This is a genomic window from Streptomyces sp. O3, from assembly GCF_054788135.1.
This window is the reverse complement of record NZ_JBTVYK010000023.1, coordinates 42,502-63,318: the sequence shown is the minus strand read 5'-3', so window position 1 is coordinate 63,318 and position 20,817 is coordinate 42,502. Positions and strand designations below refer to the sequence as shown.

Genomic DNA, 20,817 nt, shown 5'->3' with positions numbered 1-20,817 from the left:
AGAGGTTGGGTTGTTTGACGCAACTCACTGGGCGTGAAAAGGAAGAGGGGGTCAGGCGGTGTGTCCGGCCAGGGAGCGCACCCGTGTCGCGTACGGCTCCAGGGCCTGGGCCAGCGCGTCGGGGATCATCGCCGGGACCGTCGCGGTGTTCGGGCCCCGCATACACGCGATCCGCTGCCTGCCCCGCGCCACCAGCGTCTCCCCGCCGCCCCCGCCGTCCCCGTCGATCTTCACGTAGTCGAACGTGAACTCCAGCTGCGTCTGGCCCAGCTCCGACAGCCGCATCCGGATCGACAACTCGTCGAACGCCGTGATCTCCGCGAAGAACTCACAGTCCACCTTCAGCGTGAACAGCTTCAGATCGTCCTGCACCTCCGCCAGCACCGCCGGAGCCTGCTCCTTCAAGAACAACTCCCGACAACGCCCCTGCCACCGCAGATAGTTCACGTAATACACATTCCCCACCAGATTCGTCTCCTCGAAACCCACACAGTGGCGGTACTCGAAGTAGTCAGACATCACACTCACCTCTCGGTCGGGGTTTCATGAAGCAACTCACTGGGCTGAAGAGCAGCCCGAAGTGGTTCCTCGCTCGGAGGAGTCGGAACCACCTGGGGCGTGTCGTGCTGACGTGCTGGCGTACGCGTTACTTGGCGGCGAGCTGGGGCACCAGCGGCAGGACGTTCCTGCGGGCGCTGCGGGCGCCGTCGGGTGCGGGCGCCCCGTAGGTCACGGGGACGCCTCGGTCGCGGGCGGCGCGCACGATGCCGGGGATGGCGCGTTCGGCGAGTGCCGCGATGGTCATGGCCGGGTTGACAGTCAGGGCACCGGGGACGGACGAACCGTCGGTGACGAAGATTCCGGGGTGGCCGCGCAGTTCGTTGCGGTCGTCGAGTGCGGAGGTGTGCGGGTCGTCTCCCATGCGGCAGGAGGCGAGCGGGTGCACCGTGTAGGCGCCCACCAGGTCGTTGGTCCAGGGCATCACCCTGGCCAGGCCGTCCTTCTCCAGGATCTCCTTGACCTCGGCGTCGGACTTGTGCCAGGCGCTCCAGGTGTTGGGGGTCGGGTCGTATCTGAGGCTGCCGCGGCCGAGCATCTGCTGTGAGATGCGGTGGGCGTTGCCGGTGGCGGGGGGCGGTCCGAAGACGCCTTCGTTGTCGTCCTCGATCATCGTGAAGATCGTGAGCCAGGAGGTCCAGCGTTCGAGGATCTCCTTCTTCTGGCGGCCGAACCAGGTCGGCCCGGTGGCGTCGGGCGCCTGGGCGAGTATCGTGCCCAGGCCGGGCGGGAAGTAGAGCTGTTCCAGGGAGTAGCGGGAGTACTCGGGAAGCGAGCCGTCGAGCCGGTCCCAGCTGGCGACCGTGGGGCCCTTGCCGATCGCGTTGGCGGCGTAGGCCAGTCCGTTGCCGCGGTCCAGGCCGAGGAGTTCGGCGGCCTTGCCCTCGTTGATGATGGCCGTGTTGAGCCGTTCGCCGTTGCCGGAGAAGTAGCGTCCCACCGCGCGGGGCATGGTGCCGAGCGCGGCCTCGCTGCGTTGCAGGATCACCGGTGTGGCGCCCGCTCCGGCCGCCATCACGACGACCTTCGCCTCGATCGTGCCGCTGCCCTGGTGGATGCGGTAGTCCTCGTCGTGGACGATGTCGTAGTGCACGCGGTAGTCGCCGTCCGGTGTGCGTGCGATGTGCTGCACCTCGTGCAGCGGGCGTATGCGCGCGCCGTGGGCGAGTGCCGCCGGAAGGTAGTTGAGCAGCAGGGACTGCTTCGCCTCGAAGCGGCAACCGGCCATCATGAAGTTGCAGTTGACGCACTTGGCGTTGTCGATGGCGGCTGGCAGGGGGTTGGCGGTGCGTCCGGCGTGGTCGCAGGCCGCTGCCCACAGGCCGCCGGAGTAGCTGACGTCGCTCCATTCCTGCTGGGTGATGTTCAGGGACTCGGCGACCCGGTCGTACCAGGGGTCGAGGGTGTCGCGGTTGACCGACGACGGCCACATCCGCCGTCCGATGCTGCCGTGCCGCTCGAAGACGAAGCGCGGCGCTCTCGGCATGGCGGCGAAGTAGACGACGCTGCCGCCGCCGACGCAGTTGCCGCCCAGAACGCTCATCCCGTCGCCGACCGTGAAGTCGAAGGCTCGGGTGTAGGACGAGCCAAGCTGGTAGTCGTGCTCGAAGTCCTCGCTGGCCAGCCACGGTCCGCGCTCTAGGATCGTGACCTTCGCGCCGCCGGCGGCCAGGTGGTACGCGGCGATCGCGCCGCCGAAGCCACTGCCGATGACGAGGACGTCGGTACGTTCCACGGTGCTGCTCATGCCGGGCTCCCAGTGGGCGTCGTGTCGGGGTGCACGCGGGCGAGTTGACGCCCGTAGCCGAAGTCCGTGAAGCGCCACAGGCCGTCCGGATCGGGCTTGCTGATCCCCATGGCCGTCAGACCGGGGTGGCCGTCCTCAAGCGCCTGCACGGTCGGCAGGTGGGCCGCCGAGTCGAAGGCCATGTTGCAGAAGAGCGCGAGCATCACCCAGAACTCCTTCTCCGGGTGTCCTGGCGCGGTCAGCCGCTGGATGAGCTGCGCCCGGTCGGGGTAGTCGAGGGCCACGAAGGGCGGCACCCGCGGGTCGAGGGCGAGGCCCTTGTCTTCCGCGTAGGTCTCGGTGTGGCCGTTGAGCAGCTCGGCCAGTTCGTCGAGGCCGTCGTGGATGCCGGTGGCGTCCCAGGCGATGAGGTCCAGCGCGCCTGCCTGGACCGCGCCGCCGCCGGTGGCGACACCGGCGATCGCGCGGTCTTCGGGCCAGCGCTTCTCTCCGGGAACGATGGTGTCCGCGTACGCCTCCAGGGTCATGGTGCGGTGTTCGCCGCCGAGCGCCACATTTTCCTTGTGAGTAGTCAACTCGACCTCCATTCGGCTGGTTTGAAGCGGGGCGCCCTTGCGGCGTGAAAGAACGTTATGGCGCAGTGTCGTGTTCAAGCAACTGGCCTAGGTCGGCATGCGAACGGCATGAACTATCCAGAGTCGAAGCGTCGCTTTCGGGAGGTACTCCGCTGTCGCGACAACGCCGTTAGGCTCGGTATCCGAACTCGTTTCACACAGTCGAACGCGACGTTCTGATCTTCCTTCTGATCTTTCTTCCGACGCTCCTTCGACACATCCGTATGCGGAAGCTCATCTCGGTCTCACGCATGGGGGAATCTTGAAAAGCGAGGGCGATTCACAGGCCGGGCCACAGCACTTCACGCAGCGCGTGCGCATCGACGCGCTGATGCCCGCGGACTCACCGCGGCTGCACGGCATCGACAAGGCGCATGTGCGGCGGCTCGCGGCCGTGCACACGGCTCTGCCGCCGGTGCTCGTGCACCGCTCCACGCTGCGCGTGGTCGACGGCATGCACCGCGTCCGGGCCGCGCAGCTGCTGGGCGCCGACACGGTCGAGGTCCAGTTCTTCGACGGCACCGACGAGCAGGCGTTTCTGCGTTCGGTGACCGCGAACATCACGCATGGCCTGCCGCTTTCGGTGGCCGAGCGGAAGACGGCCGCGGGGCGCATCCTCGCCTCTCAGCCGGAGCTGTCGGATCGGGCGGTGGCCTCGTATGTGGGGATCGACGCGAAGACCGTCGCCTCGGTACGGGTGTGTTCAGCCGCGGGATCTCCCCCTCTGAACGCCCGTAAGGGGGCGGACGGCAGGGTGCATCCCCTGGACCGCACCGCCGAGCGGATGCACGCGGCCGAGCTGATGACGCGGAACCCCGATCTGCCGCTGCGCGCTGTGGTGCGGGAGACCGGGCTCTCGCTCGGCACCGCGCACGATGTGCGGCGGCGGCTGAGGCGTGGTGAGGACCCGGTTCCGCCCAGTCGGCACCGCGACGCGGGGCGCGCGGAGCGTGCCGCGCGGTCGGCGGGCGCCGGGACGTCGGGGGCACCCGGAGCGTCGGGGGCACCCGGTACCCACGGCGCTCCCGGCGCTCCCGGCGCGCCCGGCGCTCCCGGCGCGCCCGGTGCCTGCGGTGTACCTGGCGCTCCCAGTGCCCACGGTGGACCTGGGGTCTCTGGCGCTCCCGGCTCCCCGGACTCCCCTGGCGTCCCCGGCTCCCCTGGCGCTCCTGGTGTTCCTGGCTCCCCCGGCACCCCCGGCACCCCCGGTACCCCCGGCTCCCTCGGTGCTCCTAGTGCCCCTGGTGCACCGGATGCCCCTGGCACCCCCGGCGCACCCGACCCCCAGGCCTCCCCAGGCCGCATAGGCGGCGCGGGCGTACGCGGTGCGGGCGCAGGCGACGCGAGCGCAGGTGGGCGGGTTCGAGGGGCCGGGCTGCCGCGGTCGCGTGGGCCGTTGGACACGCTGCGCCGCCTCGCCAACGACCCCTCGCTACGGCACAGCGACTCCGGGCGGGACTTCATCCGCTGGTTCCACACCCACTTCATCGTCGACGAGGCCTGGCAGAAACGCGTGGCCGCCGTCCCCCCGCACGCCACCGAGTCCGTCGCCGACCTCGCCCGGCACTGCGCCGACGCCTGGCGGCGGTTCGCCGACGACATGGCCCGGCGCAAGCACGCGGACTCGGCCCAGTTCACCGAAATCGAGGCGACTCAGCCAACTCGGCGTTGACACCCCGCCGTCCCAGGGAGATAGGGAGATACGGTGACCACGAACACGATCGAGCATGCTGTCCGCCGAGTCATCCGTTATATGCACGTCAACCTCGGGCAGGATCTGACGATCGACGACATGGCCCGCACCGCCATGTTCAGCAAATTTCACTTCACTCGATTCTTCCGGGAGACGACGGGAACGTCTCCGGGGCGTTTTCTTTCCGCGTTGCGCATCCAGGAAGCGAAAAGGCTGTTGATCGAGACGGAGTTCAGCGTCGCCGATATCAGCAGCCAGGTCGGCTACAGCAGCGTCGGCACCTTCAGTTCCCGCTTCAAGGCGTGCGTCGGTCTCTCCCCTAGCGCCTATCGCGAACGCGGCGGCGTCACCCAGCGCTTCCCCGTGGGGTCCACCGGGTCCACCGCGGTGGCCCAGAGTCTCTCGCTGCGCGGCCGGATCGTGTTGCCGCCCGAGACGGCGCCCGGCCGGGTCTTCGTCGGCCTGTTCCCGAGCTGTGTGCGCCAGGGCAGGCCGGTGCGCTGGACGGTGCTCGACGGCCCCGGACCCTTTGAACTGCGCGACGCCCCGAACGGCACCTGGCACATCCTGGCGCACTCCGTTCCGTACGGGCACGAGGACGGGCATGAGGGCGGGCTTTTCGGCCGGGGCACCGCCGATGTCCTGTCCGTCGGCCGCTGTGGTCCGGTCACGGTCCGCCCCGGCGCGCTCCTGAAGCCCGCCGAGATCTCGCTGCGCCCCCAGGACGCGCTGGACCCGCCCGTACTGCTGGCCCTCCTGGACGTGGACGCCGCCACGGCGAAGAACCAGAGGAACCAGAGGTATCAGAGGAACCAGAGGGACCAGTTCACACGGTGACGCGCCCGGCGCACGGCGAGGGCCGACCACGGAGCAGCGTGGTCGGCCCGGTCAGTCAGGCCGTCAGGTCACCGGGGCCACCGTCATGGGCAGCCCCCCGCGCATCCGCAGCGACAGCATCGGCTCCGCGACCGCGTCATGGCCCGGTACCGTGCGCAGCTCCAGGTCGCGGGTGAGCAGGGCGGTCACGAAGACGGCCTCCATCATGCCGAGGTTGCTGCCCACGCAGAACCGCGGCCCCGCGCCGAAGGGGATATAGGCGTACCGCGGCCGGTCGGCGACCCGGTCGGGCTCGAACCGGTCGGGGTCGAACCGCTCGGGGTCGTCCCACAGCGCGGGGTTGCGGTGCAGGACGTAGGGGCAGACCAGGACGTCCGCCCCGGCCGCCACGTGGTAGCCGCCGACCTCGTCGTCGACCTGCGCGACCCGCGGCAGCACCCACACCGGCGGGTAGAGCCGCATGGCCTCCTGCACCACCCTCGTGGTGTAGGTCAGCCCGTGCAGGTCCGCCAGGCCGGGGGTGCGCTCGCCCAGTACGGCCACGGCCTCCGCGCGGACCCGCGCCCGCGCCTCGGGGTGCCGGTCGAGCAGGTGCAGCACCCAGCCCAGGGTGCTCGCCGTCGTCTCGTGCCCGGCGAGCAGCAGGGTGATCAGCTCCTCGCGCAGCCGCTGGCGGGCCAGCCGGGGGTCCGGCAGTTCGCGCGACCGGAGGATCATCAGGGCCAGGGCGTCGTCGTCGCCGGGCGCGCCGTCGGCCAGGCGCGCGGCCCGGTCGGACACCAGCCGGTCGGCGACGGCGTGCAGCTCCCGGCGCGCCCGCCTGAAGCGCCGCTGTCCCGGCGTGGGCAGCGCGCTCGGCACCAGGCCCTGGGTGACCATCTCGAACATGGCGTGGTCCTGTACGACCTCGAAGGAGTGGGCGATCGAGTCGTACGCGCCGAGGTCGCTGTCGAGCAGCGAGCGGCCGAGCACGCCGAGGGTGAGTCCGGTGACCTCGTGCAGGACGTCGACCGGGCCGCCGCCTTCGCAGCGGCGCAGCAGGGCGACCAGCTTGGCCGCCTCCTCGGCCACCACGTCGGCCTGCCGGTTGATCCGGCCGGGTTTGAACGCGGGCTGCACGGCGCGGCGTTGGGCCCGCCACAGTTCGCCCTCGCTGGTCAGCAGTCCGTCGCCGAGCACTCGCCGCGACTCCGCCAGGCCGATGCCCTTGTGGTAGTCGGCGGCGTGGTCGGCGAGTATGTGCTTGGCGTAGTCGGGGCGGTTGAAGACGTAGAGCTTCTTCGGCCCCATGGAGACCCGCACCGCGTCGCCCAGCGCGGCCGCGTCCCGCATCAGCGCCAGCCGGTCCGTCGCCAGTTTCCTGAGCAGTCCGGGCAGGGCCCTGGCCGGGGGTCCCGGCGGGTGCGCCGTCATGCCGCCGTGCCCTTGGCCGGTTCGGGCGGCGCCTGCCGGAACGTGCCCTTGTGGAACAGCACGGAGTCGCGCTTCGGCTGGTAGTCGGCGGCCAGCACCTTGCCGAGGAACAGGGTGTGGTCGCCGCCGTCGTACGACTGCCACCGCTCGCACTCGAAGTGGGTGACGGCGCCTGCGATCAGCGGTGCGTCGCCCGCGCGTCCCGGCAGCCAGCCGACGGCGTCGAACTGCTCCGCGCCCATGGGGCGTGAGCGGTCGGCGAAGTGCCGTGCCACGTACTCCTGTCCGGCGGCCAGCACCGACACCGAGAAGGTGGGCGACTGGTCGAGGCTGCTGTGCATGATGGCGTCCTTGCCGACGCAGATGAGGATCAGCGGCGGTTCGAGTGAGACCGAGGTGAACGAGTTCGCGGTCATGCCCCGCGGGGCGCCCCCGCCGACGGTCACCACGGTGACCCCGGTGGGGAACGTCCCGAACGCCGCGCGCAGTTGCTTCTTGTCCTCCAGGTCGACGGTATGTGTCGCCGGGGCGATCAGTAGGGTCATGTCTGCCTCCCTGCCAGCGGCCGGGGTCCGGCCGCTGTGTAGGGCGCCAGCGCCCGCGCCAGCGCGTCGGGGATCAGGGCCGGTACGGCGGACGACTCCGGACCGCGCATACAGGCGAGCCGCTGTCCGCCCCGCGCCACCAGCGTCTCTTCGCCGTCCGTGACCTTCACGTAGTCGAACGTGAGGCTGAGTTCGGTGTGGCCCAGGTGGTCCACACGCATCCGGACGGACAACTCGTCGAGTGCGGTGACTTCGGCGAAAAGCTCGCACTCGACCTGGAGCGTGAGCAGGTTCAGCCCGCCCTGCGGGGCGTCGAGCGCGCCGGGTTCCAGGCGGCTGAGGAACAGCTCCTGGCAACGCTCCTGCCAGCTCAGGCAGTCCACGTAGTCGGCCGCGCCGGTCAGGTCGGTCTCCGCGAAGGACACCTGGTGCCGGTACTCGAAGTAGTCCGCGTGGCCTGTGGAGTTGCCGGAGTTCGCGTTTCCCGCGCATTCCGCGCGGTCCGTGTAGTCCGCCATGGTTACTCCCGCCTCGCCGAGGTCGTCGTACCGTCGTCGGCGAGTACGGCGAACACGGCCGGTTCCAGTGCGCTGCGCAGCGCGGTGACGAACGTCGCGATCCGCAGCTCGCCGGCGGTGAGGACCACCCAGTTGGCCTTGCCCCCTGGGGCGAGGGTGAGCGGCGTCCCGGTGGTGAGTCCGGCCTTCTTCAGGCATTCGACGGCGCTCCACACGCGGGTCGCGGCGGTGTCCGGCGTCTCTCCGGTCTCCTGCGCGACGAGCGCGGCGAGCGGGGCGTGTTCGCCGAGCAGGCCCGCCCAGTCGGCTTCGGCGCGGATGTTGACCGCCTCGACGTCGCAGGCCACGGTCCGCTCGGCGGTGTCCGCGACGGTCGCGAGCGTGACGCCCAGGCCGTGGGCCGCCGACATCGGTCGGCCGCCCGCCAGTTCGGGACGCCCGTCGGGGCGGTAGCGGATCTGGTCGGGCTGCCCGATGGCGCGCTGTACGGCGGCCAGGGTGCTGGCCCGGCGTTCCTCGGCGCTCTCGCCCTCGTAGGGCTCGACGGCCACCGAGACGTGCGCGCCGAGCACCTCCTCGACGGCGCGCTCCAGGTAGGAGCCGAGCAGCGGCGGCACCCACGGCCCCGCGCCGTCGGTCTTGCGTACGGCGTGCAGGGTGAGGCCGTCCCAGCGTTCGACGGGGGTGCCGTCGGGGGTGCGTACCACGATGTCGTACACATAGGTGTCGCCGTCGCGGGAGCGCTCGGTGGCGCAGTAGCGCAGCTCGTCACCGGCCGCGGCGTCCGCGCCGAGCGGGTAGAGCCGCTCGATGCCCGACGGCAGCAGGGTGGCGTCGGGCACGCACACCTGGTTGCCGTGCATCAGGGCGTCGCGCATGCCCGGATCGGCGAGCAGCAGCGTGCCGGGCAGGAAGCCCGCGAACCAGCCGTCGGGGGCCTTCAGCGTCACGTCCGCGTCCACGTGCCGGGCGGCGGCCCGGTGGAAGCGGCGCAGCCGGTGGAAGCGGTCGCCCTGGAAGTTGACGCCGCCGTAGAGGTCGGTCGCCGGATCCAGCGGGGCGGCCGGGACGGCGGGGTCGACCTGCTCGGGCGGGCCGTCGGGGACGGCGGTCTCGCCGTAGACGAGGCGGGCCCGGAAGTGCTCGGCGACGAACCCGGTCTCTTCGGCGTGCAGGGCCACGTCCACGGTGTCGGGGCCGGTGACGGCGGCGGCCACCCGGACGCGGGTGGTGCCGCCCGGCGGTACGACGATGGGTCGCAGGAACTCGACGCCTTCGAGTACGGGCACGCCGCTCCAGCCGGTGGCGGCGGACGCGACCTGGGTCATCGCCTCCATGCCGACCACCGCGGGCAGCAGCAGGTTGCCGTCCAGGAGGTGGTCGGCCAGGTAGGGGTCGGTGCCGGAGTTCAGCTCGACCTCGGTGACCAGTTCGACGCCGTGGTAGCGCACCAGCGGGGTGCCGGTGAAGCGCAGCAGCGGCAGCGGCGGCAGGTCGCGGCGTACGGTCTCGATGCCTTCCGTACGGCCGCTGATGACCGAGATCACCGGCGCGTCCGGGTCGTTGACCAGGCGCAGCAGGATGTCGACGCCCTGGTCGGGGGTGACGGGGACGATGCCTTCGCGGGACAGCGACTCGACGACGGAGAGCTTCTCGCCCATGCCGACGCCGGACCAGACCGACCACTCCATGCACAGGGCACGGCAGCCGGGGTTGTCGCGGGCGACGCGTTCGGTGAGGTCGGCCAGCCACTCGTTGGCGGTGGCGTAGTGCGCCTCGCCGCGCAGTCCGGCGCGGCCGATGATGGACCCGAAGGTGACGAGCAGCTTCAGCCGGTCCTCGCCGACGGCGTCGAGTACGGTGCGCAGCCCGTCGACCTTCGGGGCGAAGGTGGCGCGGACGGTGTCCATGCCGAGGCCGGTGAGCGCGGCTGGCTCGTTGCGGCCCGCGCCGTGCAGCAGCGCGGTGACCGGGCCGAGCCGGTCGGTGAGTTCGGCGACGGCCGAGCGTACCCGGTCGGGGTCGGTGACGTCGGCGCTGGCGTAGGCGACCGTGACGCCGCTGTCGGCCATGCGCGTGAGGTTCGCGGCGAGGTCGGCGTCCCGGTCGGGGTCGGAGCGGCCGATGACGGCGAGGCGCGCGCCGCTGTCGCGGGCGACGGCGAGCGCGCACTCGGCGGTGATGCCCTTGCCGCCGCCGGTGACGAGCAGGACGTCGTCGGCGCCGATGGCGCGTTCGGTGCGCGCGGCGGCCACCGGCAGCGCCCGCAGGGTCGGCACGGTGCGCACGCCGTCCGCGTCGTAGCGGGTCTCGGTGAAGCGGGTGGTCGCGGCGACCTCGGCGACGACCCGGCCGACGGCGTCAGCGGACGCCGGGGTGTGCACGATGGTCGTCTTCAGGTGGGGTGCCTCCTGGTGCAGGGTCTTGGCGAGTCCGGCCGCGCCGCGGCCGGACTGGACGAGGACGAAGCGGCGGTCGCGGTCGCCGGAGAGGGCGTCCTTGGCGCCGCTGAGGGCCCGCTCGATGTGGTCCGCCGGGCAGTCGGCGGCGAGGCAGACCAGCACGCCGGAGCCGACCCGCGCGCTCTCCAGGGCCTGCTTGAGGTCCTGTGCGAACGGGTGGGCGGCGTCGGCGAACAGCTCCCAGCCGCCGTTGTCCTGGCCTCCCGCGGCCGGTCCGACGGGCAGTTCGTCGTGGTCGACGGAGAAGGCGCGCGCCCAGGCGGCGGCCCCGGTGACCAGGGCGGGCGCTGAGCCTCCCGGCTGGCCGGTGTCGGCCAGCGACTCCAGGGCCTCGGCGAGCTGGGCGACCGTGGCGGTGGCGAAGTTGGTCGGTACATGCGCGGCGCCCAGGCCGAGCTTGGTCGCGGCCTGGTTGACGATCTGGCCGACCGTGATGGAGCTCATGTGCAGGTCGTCCAGGAGGCTGCTGTCGACGGAGACCAGCTCGGGCGGCAGTTCGGCGCGCTCGGCGACCAGGGCCCGCAGCACGTCGAGCGGCGAGCCGTCCGCCGAGTCGCCCGCGGTCTGCCCCCCGGCGTCCGGGTCCGCGGTGGCGTCGGCGTCGGCGGTCCGCGGCCGTGCGGCGGGCAGGTCGACGGTCGGGGCCGACTCGCAGGGGCTGGCCAGGAAGCTCAGTTCGGCGCCGATCTCCAGCGGCCGGGTCAGCCGGTCGCGGAACAGCCGCTCGTGCATCAGCGGTGCGCCGATGACGTAGGCGGCTCCTACCACACCGAGCAGCGACCGAAGCGACTCATCATCGGAATTGAGTGCGACGGCCGGTACGTCGGCGGAGGCGGCGGCGAGTGCGGTGAGCACCCGGCCGGGGCCGACCTCGACGAACAGGTCGACGTCGGCGGCCGCTTCCTGGACGGCCTGGGTGAACAGGACCGGGTCGGTGATCTGCTGGCGCAGCACCTTGGGCAGGTCCGCGTCGTCCGGTAGCTCGGCGCCGGTGACCGTGGACAGCACCCGGCGCTCCACGGTCTGGAAGTCCGTGTCGGCGAGCCACTGGCCGAAGGAGTCGGCCGCCGGTGCGACCAGCGGGGAGTGGAAGGCGTGCGAGACCGCGAGCCGGGTGCAGGTGACGCCCGCCCGCGCGGCCCTGGCCGTCACCGTCTCGATGTCGTCGACGGGTCCGGCCACCACGGTCTGTTCGGGGCCGTTGTATCCGGCGATGACGACGGGCAGCCCGTCGGTGAGCGCGGTGACCCGTTCGGGCCCTGCCGCGAGGGACGCCATGGTGCCGGATGCGCTGTGCTCGGCCATGGCCCGGCCGCGTTCGCGGGCGGCCTCCAGCAGGGTCGTGGCGTCCAGCGCGCCCGCCCAGTGCAGGGCGGAGAGTTCGCCGAGGCTGTGGCCGACGGCGACGTCCGCCTCCAGGCCCAGGTCCCGCAGGACCGCGAGGCCCGCCGTCGAGCCGGTGACGATCCGCGGCTGGGCCACGTCGGTGGCGACCATGTCGCCGGTCGTGGGCAGCCCGGCGCGGTCGTACACCTCGGCGGCTTCGGTGAAGCGGCGGCGCAGCGCGCCGCCTCCGGTGCCCTGTCCCGAGCCCTGGCCGGGGAACAGGAAGCCGATCCTGGCCTCCCGCTCGGCGGTGCCGAGGAACACGCGCCCGTCGGCGGTGAGCGAGCCGGCGGTGAGCGGGGCGGTTTCGTCCGCGTCGATGGCGTCGGTCAGCTGGCGCAGCCGCGTCACGGCGTCCTGGGGTGAGGTCACCACGGCGGCCGCGCGGTGCGGCAGGTCCCGCAGTTCGCGCTGGAGTACGGCGGCGAGGTCGGAGATCTGCGCGTACGACAGCTGCTCGGCGTAGTCGGCGACCTGGCTGATCCGCTCGCGCAGCGCGGCGGGCGACTCGCCGTCCAGCAGGAGCAGTTCGCTGTCCTGGAGGGAGCTGGCCAGGGTGGTGGCGCGGCGGCTGAGCGGGGTGCGTCGCTTGCCCGGCAGCTGTTTGTCGAGGACGACGTGGGTGTTGATGCCGCCGAAGCCCATGGCGGTGATCCCAGCGCGGCGGGCCTCGTTCTTGGGCCAGGCTTCGGCCTTGCGCAGCACCCGCAGGGTGGCCTGGTCGTCGGTGAGCAGTTCGTGCGGGTCGACGCAGCCGATCGCGGGCGGCAGCATTCCGGCGTCCACGGCCATGGCGGCCTTGATGAGTCCGGCGACCCCGGCGGCGGCCTTGGTGTGGCCGATCATGCCCTTGATGGAGCTGATGGCGGCCGTGGGCGCGTCGGGAGCGGCCTCGGCGCGGGCGCCCATGATGGCCTGGAGTTCGGTGGCGTCGCCGACCTGGGTGCCGGTGCCGTGGCCCTCGAACAGCGGGACGGTGCCGATGCCGAACCCGGCCCGGTCGTAGGCGCGGGTGAGGGCGAGCTGGTAGCCGCTGACCTCGGGGCGGGTGATGCCGCCCTGGCCGTCGGACGCCACGCCCCAGCCCGCGACGCTCGCGTAGACGCGGTGCCCGGCGGCGACGGCGTCCTCCTCGCGCATCAGGACGACCATGCCGCAGCCCTCGCCCGGCCAGAAGCCGTTGGAGCCGCGGTCGTAGAGCCGCATCTCGCGCTGGGCGAGCGCCCTGGTCTTGGCGAAGCCGATGATCTCGAACGGGTCGATGGACAGGTCGACGCCGCCGGCGACGGCGACGTCGAGGTCGCCGTTGAGCAGCGAGGTGGCGGCCGTGGTGACCGACAGGAGCGAGGACGAGCAGGCGCCGTCCACGGTGTAGCCGCCGCCGTTGAGGTCGAAGTGGTTGCAGATCCGCCCGGCGATGGTGTTGGCCAGGCCGCCCGCGAGGGTGTCCTCGTCGATGGGCGGGAAGGGCTGCTTGTACGCCTCCTCGACTCCGGCGAGGAACTCGGCGGTGCGGTCGTCGTCCCAGTCCTGGGTCTTGAGGGCCCCGGCGAGCACCCTGCGTACGTAGGGCCAGCGCAGCCGCATCACGTTGGCGCGGGAGAACTCGCCGGTGAGGGTGTTGCCGACGACGACGCCGGTACGTTCCTTCGGCAGCCCGTCGGCCACCGGGAACCCGGCGTCGGCCAGGGCCCGGCCCGCGGTGTCCAGCGCAAGCCAGTGGGTGAGGTCGGTGGAGCGGTAGGTGCTGCCCGCGATGCGGTGGGCGACGCGGTCGAACGCGTAGCCCTCCAGTACGGCCGCGTTGCGGGCGTAGAAGCGGTCGGGGGCCGCCGGGTCCGGGTCCCAGTAGTCCTCCAGGCGCATCCGGACGTCGGGCAGCCGCCGGAACGCGCGGCGTCCGGCCACGGCGTTCTCCCACAGTTCGCGTGGGGTGGCGGCGTCGGGATAGCGGCACGCCATCCCGACGATGGCTATCCGGCTCATACGGGCATCGCCACCTTCTCCTTGGCCTTCTTCTGCGCGGCGGCCCGGTCCGCGGCGCACTTGCCGTGGCCGCAGGCTCCGGCCTCACAGGCGGTGACGGGCTTGACGGGCGCGGGCGACTGGGGCGCGGGCTTGTCGGTGACGGCGCTCAGGGTGACCGGGGCCGCCGTGGCCGTCTTGGCCTCGGCCGCGCGCTGCTTCTCCAGGTAGTGCAGCAGCCACAGGTAGCCGCCGCGGATCAGGCAGACCAGGGCGGTGGCGAAGAAGATGCCGTACGCGATGCCCAGGCCGGTGATCAGCCCGTACATGGCGGCGACGCCGCCGCCGAAGGCGATCTGCGAGGAGCGCTTGGAGGGCGAGGTGCCGGGGTCGGTGACCATGTAGTTGGTGAAGAGCACGAAGGCGACGCCGGTCATCATGCCCAGCGCGGCGGGAATCGAGGTGTCCAGGAACAGGCCCCGGATGACGGCCTGGAGGGCGAAGCCGACGAGCCAGGCGCCGATCAGCCACATGCGGTTGGTCAGCTTGGCGTTGAGCATCGTGCCGAGGACGATGATGATCGCCGGGAGCACCCAGTCGCCCGGTCCGTGCAGGTGCTCGGTGAAGTGGTAGGGCGGCGCGATGCTGGCCCAGGGGAACAGCAGCAGGATGATCGCGATGCCGAAGTTCGACGGGTTCATGTAGTGCCGCATCCGGCCCTTGAGCGGGGCGCGCAGCACCCACTTGGTGCCGACGGCGACGACCACCCCGAACATCATGACCCAGACGCGGTCGTTGACGTAGGTGAGCATGTTCACCGCGAGTCCGGTGATGTGCGCGGGGTAGAGGAACTCCACCATGCCGCGCGGGCCGTTGCCCGCGTAGCGGGGCGCCCGCTTCTCCGTCCGGGCCGCGATCGCCTCCAGGCCGATCTCCACGACGTACGCGGTGGCGATGGCGATGAGGGGCCACAGCCAGGGCTGTTCAAAGCCGAGGAAGGTGTATCCGGCGATGTTCAGGACGCTGATCGAGATCGCGAAGCGGCGCAGGGCCGTGATGACCTTGGCGTTGTGCCGGGGCGGTGCGGCCGCCTTCGGCGCGGCCGCGGTCTTGTCGGGCGAGCCCGCCGGGGGCTGCTGGGTGGTGGACACGGTCACTTCTCCTTGGCTTCGGTGCCGAGCTGGAGCGTGTGCCAGCCGGGGCTCAGCTGAAGATCCTCATTGCGCACCTGGCCGGACCGGTCCCGCCAGGTCAGGCGGACCGCCACCGGTCCGTCGGTGTCGTGGCCGAGGCCGATGTGCACGTCGGTGCTGCGCTTGCCGGAGTGGCCGCCGCCGCCGTCCACGCGTCCGATACGGGTGCTCCCGTCGGAGAGGGTCACCGTGACCTGCGCGCCGACCACGTCGGACCCGTTCTCGTCGCAGAGCTTCAGCCCCAGGTAGGCGCCGGGGTCCTCGGCGGTGTTGCGGTAGAAGACGGGGGCGTCCCACTGCCGGGCCACGGCCAGTTCGAGCAGGCCGTCGCCGTCGGCGTCGCCGGTGGCGATGCCGCGGGTGGGCACGGGCACGTCGAGGCCGAGGTTCTTCGCGAGGTTGCTGTAGGCGTCGCCGCGGTCGTCGGCGTCCTTGGCGAACAGGCGCAGGCGCTGGTCGCCCGCGAGGTCGTCGCCCTCTTCGACCTTGGGCCAGAAGGAGGGGTGCTTGATCAGTTCATCGTTGGCGGTGGCGAGTTCCTGCAACTGCGGCCAGCGGTTGCGCTTGCCCTTGACGAAGCCGGTGGCCTGGGCGATCTCCAGGGTGCCGCTGTTGTTGAAGTCGGCCATCTTGGCGTCCCAGCCCCAGCCGGACCAGGCGACGCGCAGCGGGGCGCTGCGGTCCTTGTAGGGGGCCTCGCCCTTCTTGAACCGGGCCCGCAGGTCGGCCTTGTCATCGGCGGTGCTGATGAAGGCGAAGTTGGACTCCTGGATGCCGAAGGACGTGGTGATGTTGGAGACGAAGGCGTCGTACATCCCGTCGTTGTCGAGGTCGCCGAAGTCCACGCCCATGCCCTTGAAGGAACTGCGGCCCATTTCCTTGGACTTGGGGACGAACGGCGAGTGCTTGGCCTTGACCTCGGAGAACTTGAACGTGCCGGGGCGGGACTCGTTGTAGAGCAGCGCCGAGGTGCCGAAGTCGTGCGCGAGGTACAGCTCGGGGCGCTGGTCGCCGTCCAGGTCGTTGGCGGAGACCGCGAGGGTCCAGCCCTTCGACAGGTTCTTGGGCAGCGCGTTCTTCTGCTCCTCGAACCCGTTCGGGGTCCAGCGGAAGAGGTGGCCGCCGCCGCCGTTGCGGGCCTGCGACAGCGAGTCGTTCATCTCGACGCCGCCGTCCTTGGAGGAGTCGAGGACGGGGCTGTCGGGGAAGTAGTTGCCGATGTAGAGGTCGTTGTGGCCGTCTCCGTCGAAGTCCGCGAAGGCGGCGGCGTTGGAGTTCCACAGCGGCCCGGAGTAGACGTCGCCGCCCTGGCCCGGCACCAACTCGACGGGCGTGAAGCGGTCGGCGGTCAACGGCTGGTCTCGCTGCTCCTTCTCGGCCTGGAAGATGACGGGGGTGCGGCCCCAGTAGTAGACGAGCAGGTCGAGCGCGCCGTCCTCGTTGAAGTCGCCGGGCATACAGCCGATCGGCGCCGAGGTCTCGCTCTTGGGCAGCGGCGCCGGGTCGAGGACGAACGGCTTGTAGGACTCGCTGGGCCGGTTCGCCACCGGGGCCGGGGTCACATAGACCTGGTCGATGCGCGGGTCGGTGACGCACAGGTCGTTGGGCAGGCCGTCGCCGTCGACGTCGTTCATGGCGATACCGGCGCCGACCGACGAGATCCAGGCCTCGATGTGCTTGTAGGCCTTGTTCACCTCGCGGACGGTCTGCTGGCGGTATCCCTCGGGCATCGAGATCGACATCGGCTCGAAGCCGTAACTCGTCGCGAGTTCCGCGTTGTCGGCGGCGGACGAGTCGGCGGGCTTGACCACGTAGAAGGTGGTCACCATCAGCGCGAGTGCGACAACTCCGGGAGCCTGCTTGCGAAGCCAGGCAAGGGGGTGCGTCATGCCACGGCACCTTTCTCGGCGTTCTGGCTGTACGGGACGTATGGGGTGGCGGAAATACCGGCGGCGATCCGCTGTCGCCAGGTCTCGAACGCCGGAACGTCGCCCTGGTCTCCGCGCTCGCGGATGGCGGGGACCAGCTCGGTGCACACCCGCGCCGCCTCCTCGGGGGTGCGGCCGCCGCACAGCACGCGCGCGGCGACATGGGTGTGCTCGACGGTCAGCCCGGCCATCTGCCGGGCCTCGCAGGCGAACGCGGAGCCCTGGGCCAGCTGCGGGAAGTGCGCTCCGGCGTGCTCGGCGAAGCGCCGCAGTTCGCTCTCGTCGGCGGCGCCCGCGTAGGTGCAGGCCAGGCCCGCACCGGCGTACAGGTCGGGGTGCCGGTGGTCGGGGTAGGCGGCGATGAGGTCCGCGACGACGTCCGGGTCGGTGCCGCCGACGAACCACAGGGCGCGGCCGATGCCCTGGTCGACGGCGCGCGGGCTGTAGTGGTCGTAGCCCGCGTCCCAGGTGAAGGGGTGCTCGCGCGCGGGGTCGCGCACATAGGCGTCGGTGCGGAAGTAGGCCTGGTGGAAGCCGTAGCCGTCCAGGATCAGCCAGCGCAGCAGCGGGTCGTACGCGCTGACGTCCGGCCACAGGAAGCGCGGCAGGCGGGCCATCGCCCAGCCCACGCCGACCAGGATCATGTACTCGTGGTGGCGGCCCTCGCCGGACAGCAGGCCGGTGAGCCGCTTCTGGCTGCCGGTGAGGGTGTCGAGCATGACCGCGCCCATCCCGGCGCCTTCGTAGGCGAAGCCGCGGTAGGCCGTGGGAAGGGTCTCCAGCCACTCCTCGGCCTCGGCCGCCGAGCGTGCCTCGACCGCATAGGCGTATCCCTGGAGAAAGGACACGCCCACGGTTTCCAGCTGGTTTTTCGCCTCTTCGTTCTTCACGTGGAAGCCGCGCCGCGCCAGCTGTGTTTCGCGGACGTTCGGTGTGAGGATTCGACGCCTCAGTGCACGCAACATGGACACGTGGCTAACCCCTCGTCGGAAATACCTGCAATTCCTGGACTTCGGTTTTCGCATACCACTGGGAACACTTGGAAGGTGCCAAAGTGTGGGCGTCAGCGTCTACTTCCGAAATGCTCAGGAGCCGGTGTTCAAGGTGGTATCGCTGCTGGGTGCGTGGTCGCGGAGCGGCCGGGTGTCGTCTCCGGGGGAGCCGGGGGGGAGAGTCGGATCTGCTGGTGCGGGACGGCATGTGGTTCCTGCTGGCGACCTGCGAGGTTCCCGAGGGCGCGCCGAACACCGATCCACATGACTTTCTCGGCGTCGACACCTGCGCCGAGTGCGGGCACATCGACAAGGCGAACCGGGTCTCGCAGGCCTGGTTCGCGTGCCGGTCCTGCGGATTCGTTGATCACGCAGACCGCAACAGCTCTCGCAACATCCGCGCCAGAGCGTGGGAGTTGTGGCGACGCGGGGCCCTGTCAACGGCCCCAGCCCCACCGCCGCGCAAGCGGGGCGGGGCTGGATGCGAACGCAGCACCACCGCCAGTGGTGCCCGTTGCGCAAGCCCAGCACTTTAGAGCGTTGGGTAGTTGACGAGCAGATGTTCACGTACGTGGCGGCGCCAGAGCTCATAGGTGGGCCCGGTGCTGGAGGACGCGGCGGGCGCGGCGGGCGCGGAGAAGTCGTCGGCGAGGGCGGCCGCGGACTCGACGGTCAGCCCGGCGAGTGCCTCGGCCGCGGTGCGGGTGTGCTCGGGGATCGTGCCCGAGTGGTGGCGGGCCTTGGCCGCGAACACCGCGCCCTGGGCGAGGTGGCCGCGCAGCTCCCCGGCGGCCAGCCTGAGCGCGCCGAGGTCGGCGGCGGTGCTACAGCCCGCGAAGGCGGCGGCGAGGCCGACCCCGGCCCACAGGTCGGCGTGCCGGTCGGCGGCGAAGGCGCGCACCGCCGCGTCGACGTGGTCGACGCGCGCGCCGTGGATGAACCACAGGGCGCGGCCGACGCCCTGGTCGAGCGCGCGCGGGAAATAGTCCGCGTCGCCCTCCCAGGCGTAGCGGCGGTCCCTGTACTGGCCGTCGACCCAGCGTCCGGTGTCGAAGTAGGCGCGGTCGAAGCCGTAGCCGTCCACGGCGAGCCAGCTCATCTGCGGGTAGTGCGCGTCGCCTTCGATACGCGGGATGACCTTCTTCCACAGCGGGCGGGGCAGCCGGGCCATGGCGAAGCCGATGCCGATGTAGTTGAGGAAGATATGCCTGCTGCCGTGTCCGGTCAGCAGCTCGGCGGTACGGGTGCCGGTGCGCGGCCCCATCACGTCGCGGACGGTGCAGGCCATGGTGGCGCCCTCGTAGGCGAAGCCCCGCAGCTCGGCGTCGACCATCGACAGTCTGCGTTCGAGTTCCCACAGTCCGGACGTGTCGATGCCCCACTCGAAGCCGCAGACGACCGCCTGCGGGATGGCCTCCAGTTGCCGGGTGGCCTCCGTCTCGCTGACCGGGAAGCCGCGCGCGGCGAAGCTGACCGACTTCAGAGAGGGAGCCATGACCAGTCTGCGCAGCGCGCCCATCGCCGTCGCCACAATCGCCTCCTTGGCCGAACACCGTGGTGGTGGTGGGGGGTACGGAGGCTCATCGTCGGGCGGCGCGAAAGCGGCGGGCATCTTCCGCGATGCGCAGCTGGCCGGGGCGGCGGACGTTGAACGCGGCGGGTCGAGCCGGTCGAACGCGGACCGGACGCCGCGGCCGGACGCCGCCGGTCAGCGGATGCGGCGTACCGCCACTTCCTCGTCGTGGATGGGCCGTTCGCACTTGTCGCAGCCCAGGTGCACATGGACATGGCCCTCGCAGCCGATGTGCTCGGCGCGGCGCGGCGGCCCCTGCTCGGACGGCAGATTGCGGTCGCCCCACTGCATCAGGGCGATGACAGCGCGGGTCAGGTCCCGGCCCATGGGCGTGAGGCGGTACTCGTAGCGCACCGGCCTGTCCTGGTACGGGACCTTCTCCATGATCCCCATGTCGGTGAGGCGGCCGAGGCGGTTGGTGAGGACGTTCCGGGCGATGCCCAGATTGCCCAGGAAGCCGTCGAAGCGCCGCACGCCGAGCAGCGCGTTACGCACGATCAGGAGCGTCCAGCGCTCGCCTATCAGTTCCAGGGACCGGGCGAGATTGCAATCCTGCCCCTCGTATGTGTTTGGCAGCATGCCCTCACCGTAGCGAATTCGAGTTGCGTGAAACAACCAACAGGGCACCCCTCACGACGACTTCGGGATGTCACACCAGGAATCCCTCAGAAAGTCCCGGAAAAGCAATTCAGGAGATGCCCGCACGCCGGAGAACCGCTGGAATGACTGCCTGCCCCTGGCATCCATCGGGAGGATATCCATGGCGGTCAGCGCGGAACCGGAACGCCAGCGCCGACGAGGACTCGGCGGCAGAGTCGACGCCCTGAACAGCGCCCTGCACAGGAACGCGCTCAGGATCTTCCTGGTGATCGTCCTCGCCCACTGGGCGGAGCACCTCACCCAGGCGGCGCAGCTCTACCTCCTGGGCTGGCCGCTGCCCGAGGCGCGCGGCGTGCTCGGCGTCCCCTTCCCCTGGCTGGTCACATCGGAGTGGATGCACTACGGCTACGCCCTGATCATGCTGCTGGGATTCGCCCTGCTGCGGCCCGGCTTCACGGGCACGTCCCGCACCTGGTGGAACATCGCCTACGGCATCCAGATGTGGCACCACCTGGAACACTTCCTGCTCCTCATCCAGGCGCTCACGGACACCTACCTGCCGGGCGAGGACAAGCCGACGAGCCTGATCGAACTGGTCATGCCACGCGTGGAGTTGCACCTGTTCTACAACACCCTGGTCACCGTGCCGATGGTGGTGGCCATGGTCCTGCACGCGCGGATCACCAAGGCCGACGACCCGGCCGTGCGCTGCGCCTGCGCCGAGCACGCCGACGACTGAGCGCCGGGGGTGAGCCTCATGCCCGCGACGCCGCGAGCCCGCCGGCCCCGCAGG

At 71.1% G+C, this 20,817-nt stretch carries 16 protein-coding genes; 4 read left to right on the top strand and 12 right to left on the bottom strand.

Annotated features, from left to right (window positions below; all coding sequences use genetic code 11):
- Nucleotides 1–51 precede the first annotated feature (51 nt).
- From ACX6XY_RS13885 to ACX6XY_RS13875, 3 genes are all read right to left on the bottom strand, one after another.
- Entirely contained in the window at nucleotides 52–519 is a 468-nt protein-coding gene (locus tag ACX6XY_RS13885) for an acyl-CoA thioesterase (RefSeq protein WP_460329904.1), read from the bottom strand.
- Between the two features lie 127 nt (nucleotides 520–646).
- A complete protein-coding gene (locus tag ACX6XY_RS13880; protein WP_460329902.1) occupies nucleotides 647–2,305 on the bottom strand; it encodes an FAD-dependent oxidoreductase in 1,659 nt (552 codons plus the stop codon).
- Complete coding sequence (locus tag ACX6XY_RS13875; RefSeq protein ID WP_460329900.1) at nucleotides 2,302–2,892, bottom strand: DUF5987 family protein; 591 nt, start codon at nucleotides 2,890–2,892, stop codon at nucleotides 2,302–2,304. The genes ACX6XY_RS13880 and ACX6XY_RS13875 overlap by 4 nt, the downstream gene beginning before the upstream one ends.
- Before the next feature lie 340 nt (nucleotides 2,893–3,232).
- On the opposite strand from ACX6XY_RS13875, the gene ACX6XY_RS13870 reads away from it, so the two are divergent.
- Nucleotides 3,233–4,591 carry a ParB/RepB/Spo0J family partition protein gene (locus ACX6XY_RS13870; protein WP_460329898.1) on the top strand — a complete coding sequence of 453 codons (1,359 nt, stop codon included), beginning with the start codon at nucleotides 3,233–3,235 and terminating at the stop codon, nucleotides 4,589–4,591.
- Between the two features lie 33 nt (nucleotides 4,592–4,624).
- Nucleotides 4,625–5,449 carry a helix-turn-helix domain-containing protein gene (locus tag ACX6XY_RS13865; protein WP_460329896.1) on the top strand — a complete coding sequence of 275 codons (825 nt, stop codon included), beginning with the start codon at nucleotides 4,625–4,627 and terminating at the stop codon, nucleotides 5,447–5,449.
- A 63-nt stretch (nucleotides 5,450–5,512) separates the two neighbouring features.
- On the opposite strand, the gene ACX6XY_RS13860 is transcribed toward ACX6XY_RS13865, so the two are convergent.
- Genes ACX6XY_RS13860 through ACX6XY_RS13830 form a run of 7 tightly spaced genes read right to left on the bottom strand, consistent with a single transcriptional unit; the run spans nucleotide 5,513 to nucleotide 17,824 of the window.
- Complete coding sequence (locus tag ACX6XY_RS13860; RefSeq protein ID WP_460329894.1) at nucleotides 5,513–6,862, bottom strand: cytochrome P450; 1,350 nt, start codon at nucleotides 6,860–6,862, stop codon at nucleotides 5,513–5,515.
- Nucleotides 6,859–7,407, bottom strand: coding sequence for a flavin reductase family protein (locus ACX6XY_RS13855; protein ID WP_460329892.1), 549 nt, complete (start codon nucleotides 7,405–7,407; stop codon nucleotides 6,859–6,861). Before ACX6XY_RS13855 ends, ACX6XY_RS13860 begins: the two co-directional genes overlap by 4 nt.
- Nucleotides 7,404–7,925, bottom strand: coding sequence for an acyl-CoA thioesterase (locus tag ACX6XY_RS13850; protein ID WP_460329890.1), 522 nt, complete (start codon nucleotides 7,923–7,925; stop codon nucleotides 7,404–7,406). The genes ACX6XY_RS13855 and ACX6XY_RS13850 overlap by 4 nt, the downstream gene beginning before the upstream one ends.
- A 2-nt stretch (nucleotides 7,926–7,927) precedes the next feature.
- Complete coding sequence (locus ACX6XY_RS13845) at nucleotides 7,928–13,759, bottom strand: type I polyketide synthase (protein WP_460329888.1); 5,832 nt, start codon at nucleotides 13,757–13,759, stop codon at nucleotides 7,928–7,930.
- Nucleotides 13,756–14,889, bottom strand: coding sequence for an enediyne biosynthesis protein (locus tag ACX6XY_RS13840; RefSeq protein WP_460329886.1), 1,134 nt, complete (start codon nucleotides 14,887–14,889; stop codon nucleotides 13,756–13,758). The genes ACX6XY_RS13845 and ACX6XY_RS13840 overlap by 4 nt, the downstream gene beginning before the upstream one ends.
- Nucleotides 14,890–14,891: 2 nt before the next feature.
- Nucleotides 14,892–16,820 carry a CRTAC1 family protein gene (locus ACX6XY_RS13835; protein ID WP_460329884.1) on the bottom strand — a complete coding sequence of 643 codons (1,929 nt, stop codon included), beginning with the start codon at nucleotides 16,818–16,820 and terminating at the stop codon, nucleotides 14,892–14,894.
- Nucleotides 16,817–17,824, bottom strand: a complete 1,008-nt coding sequence (locus ACX6XY_RS13830; RefSeq protein WP_460329882.1) for a DUF1702 family protein — start codon at nucleotides 17,822–17,824, stop codon at nucleotides 16,817–16,819. Before ACX6XY_RS13830 ends, ACX6XY_RS13835 begins: the two co-directional genes overlap by 4 nt.
- A gap of 116 nt (nucleotides 17,825–17,940) precedes the next feature.
- On the opposite strand from ACX6XY_RS13830, the gene ACX6XY_RS13825 reads away from it, so the two are divergent.
- Nucleotides 17,941–18,387, top strand: a complete 447-nt coding sequence (locus tag ACX6XY_RS13825) for a zinc ribbon domain-containing protein (RefSeq protein WP_460329880.1) — start codon at nucleotides 17,941–17,943, stop codon at nucleotides 18,385–18,387.
- Here ACX6XY_RS13825 and ACX6XY_RS13820 read toward each other — a convergent pair.
- Nucleotides 18,384–19,382 carry a DUF1702 family protein gene (locus ACX6XY_RS13820; protein ID WP_460329878.1) on the bottom strand — a complete coding sequence of 333 codons (999 nt, stop codon included), beginning with the start codon at nucleotides 19,380–19,382 and terminating at the stop codon, nucleotides 18,384–18,386. The two genes, ACX6XY_RS13825 and ACX6XY_RS13820, sit on opposite strands and share 4 nt — an antisense overlap.
- 177 nt (nucleotides 19,383–19,559) lie before the next feature.
- The gene (locus ACX6XY_RS13815) at nucleotides 19,560–20,003 is read right to left on the bottom strand and encodes a winged helix-turn-helix transcriptional regulator (RefSeq protein WP_460329876.1); all 444 of its coding nucleotides are present in this window, start codon (nucleotides 20,001–20,003) and stop codon (nucleotides 19,560–19,562) included.
- Between the two features lie 181 nt (nucleotides 20,004–20,184).
- Between ACX6XY_RS13815 and ACX6XY_RS13810 the strand changes: the two genes are divergently transcribed.
- A complete protein-coding gene (locus tag ACX6XY_RS13810; RefSeq protein ID WP_460329874.1) occupies nucleotides 20,185–20,763 on the top strand; it encodes a hypothetical protein in 579 nt (192 codons plus the stop codon).
- Nucleotides 20,764–20,817 lie beyond the last annotated feature (54 nt).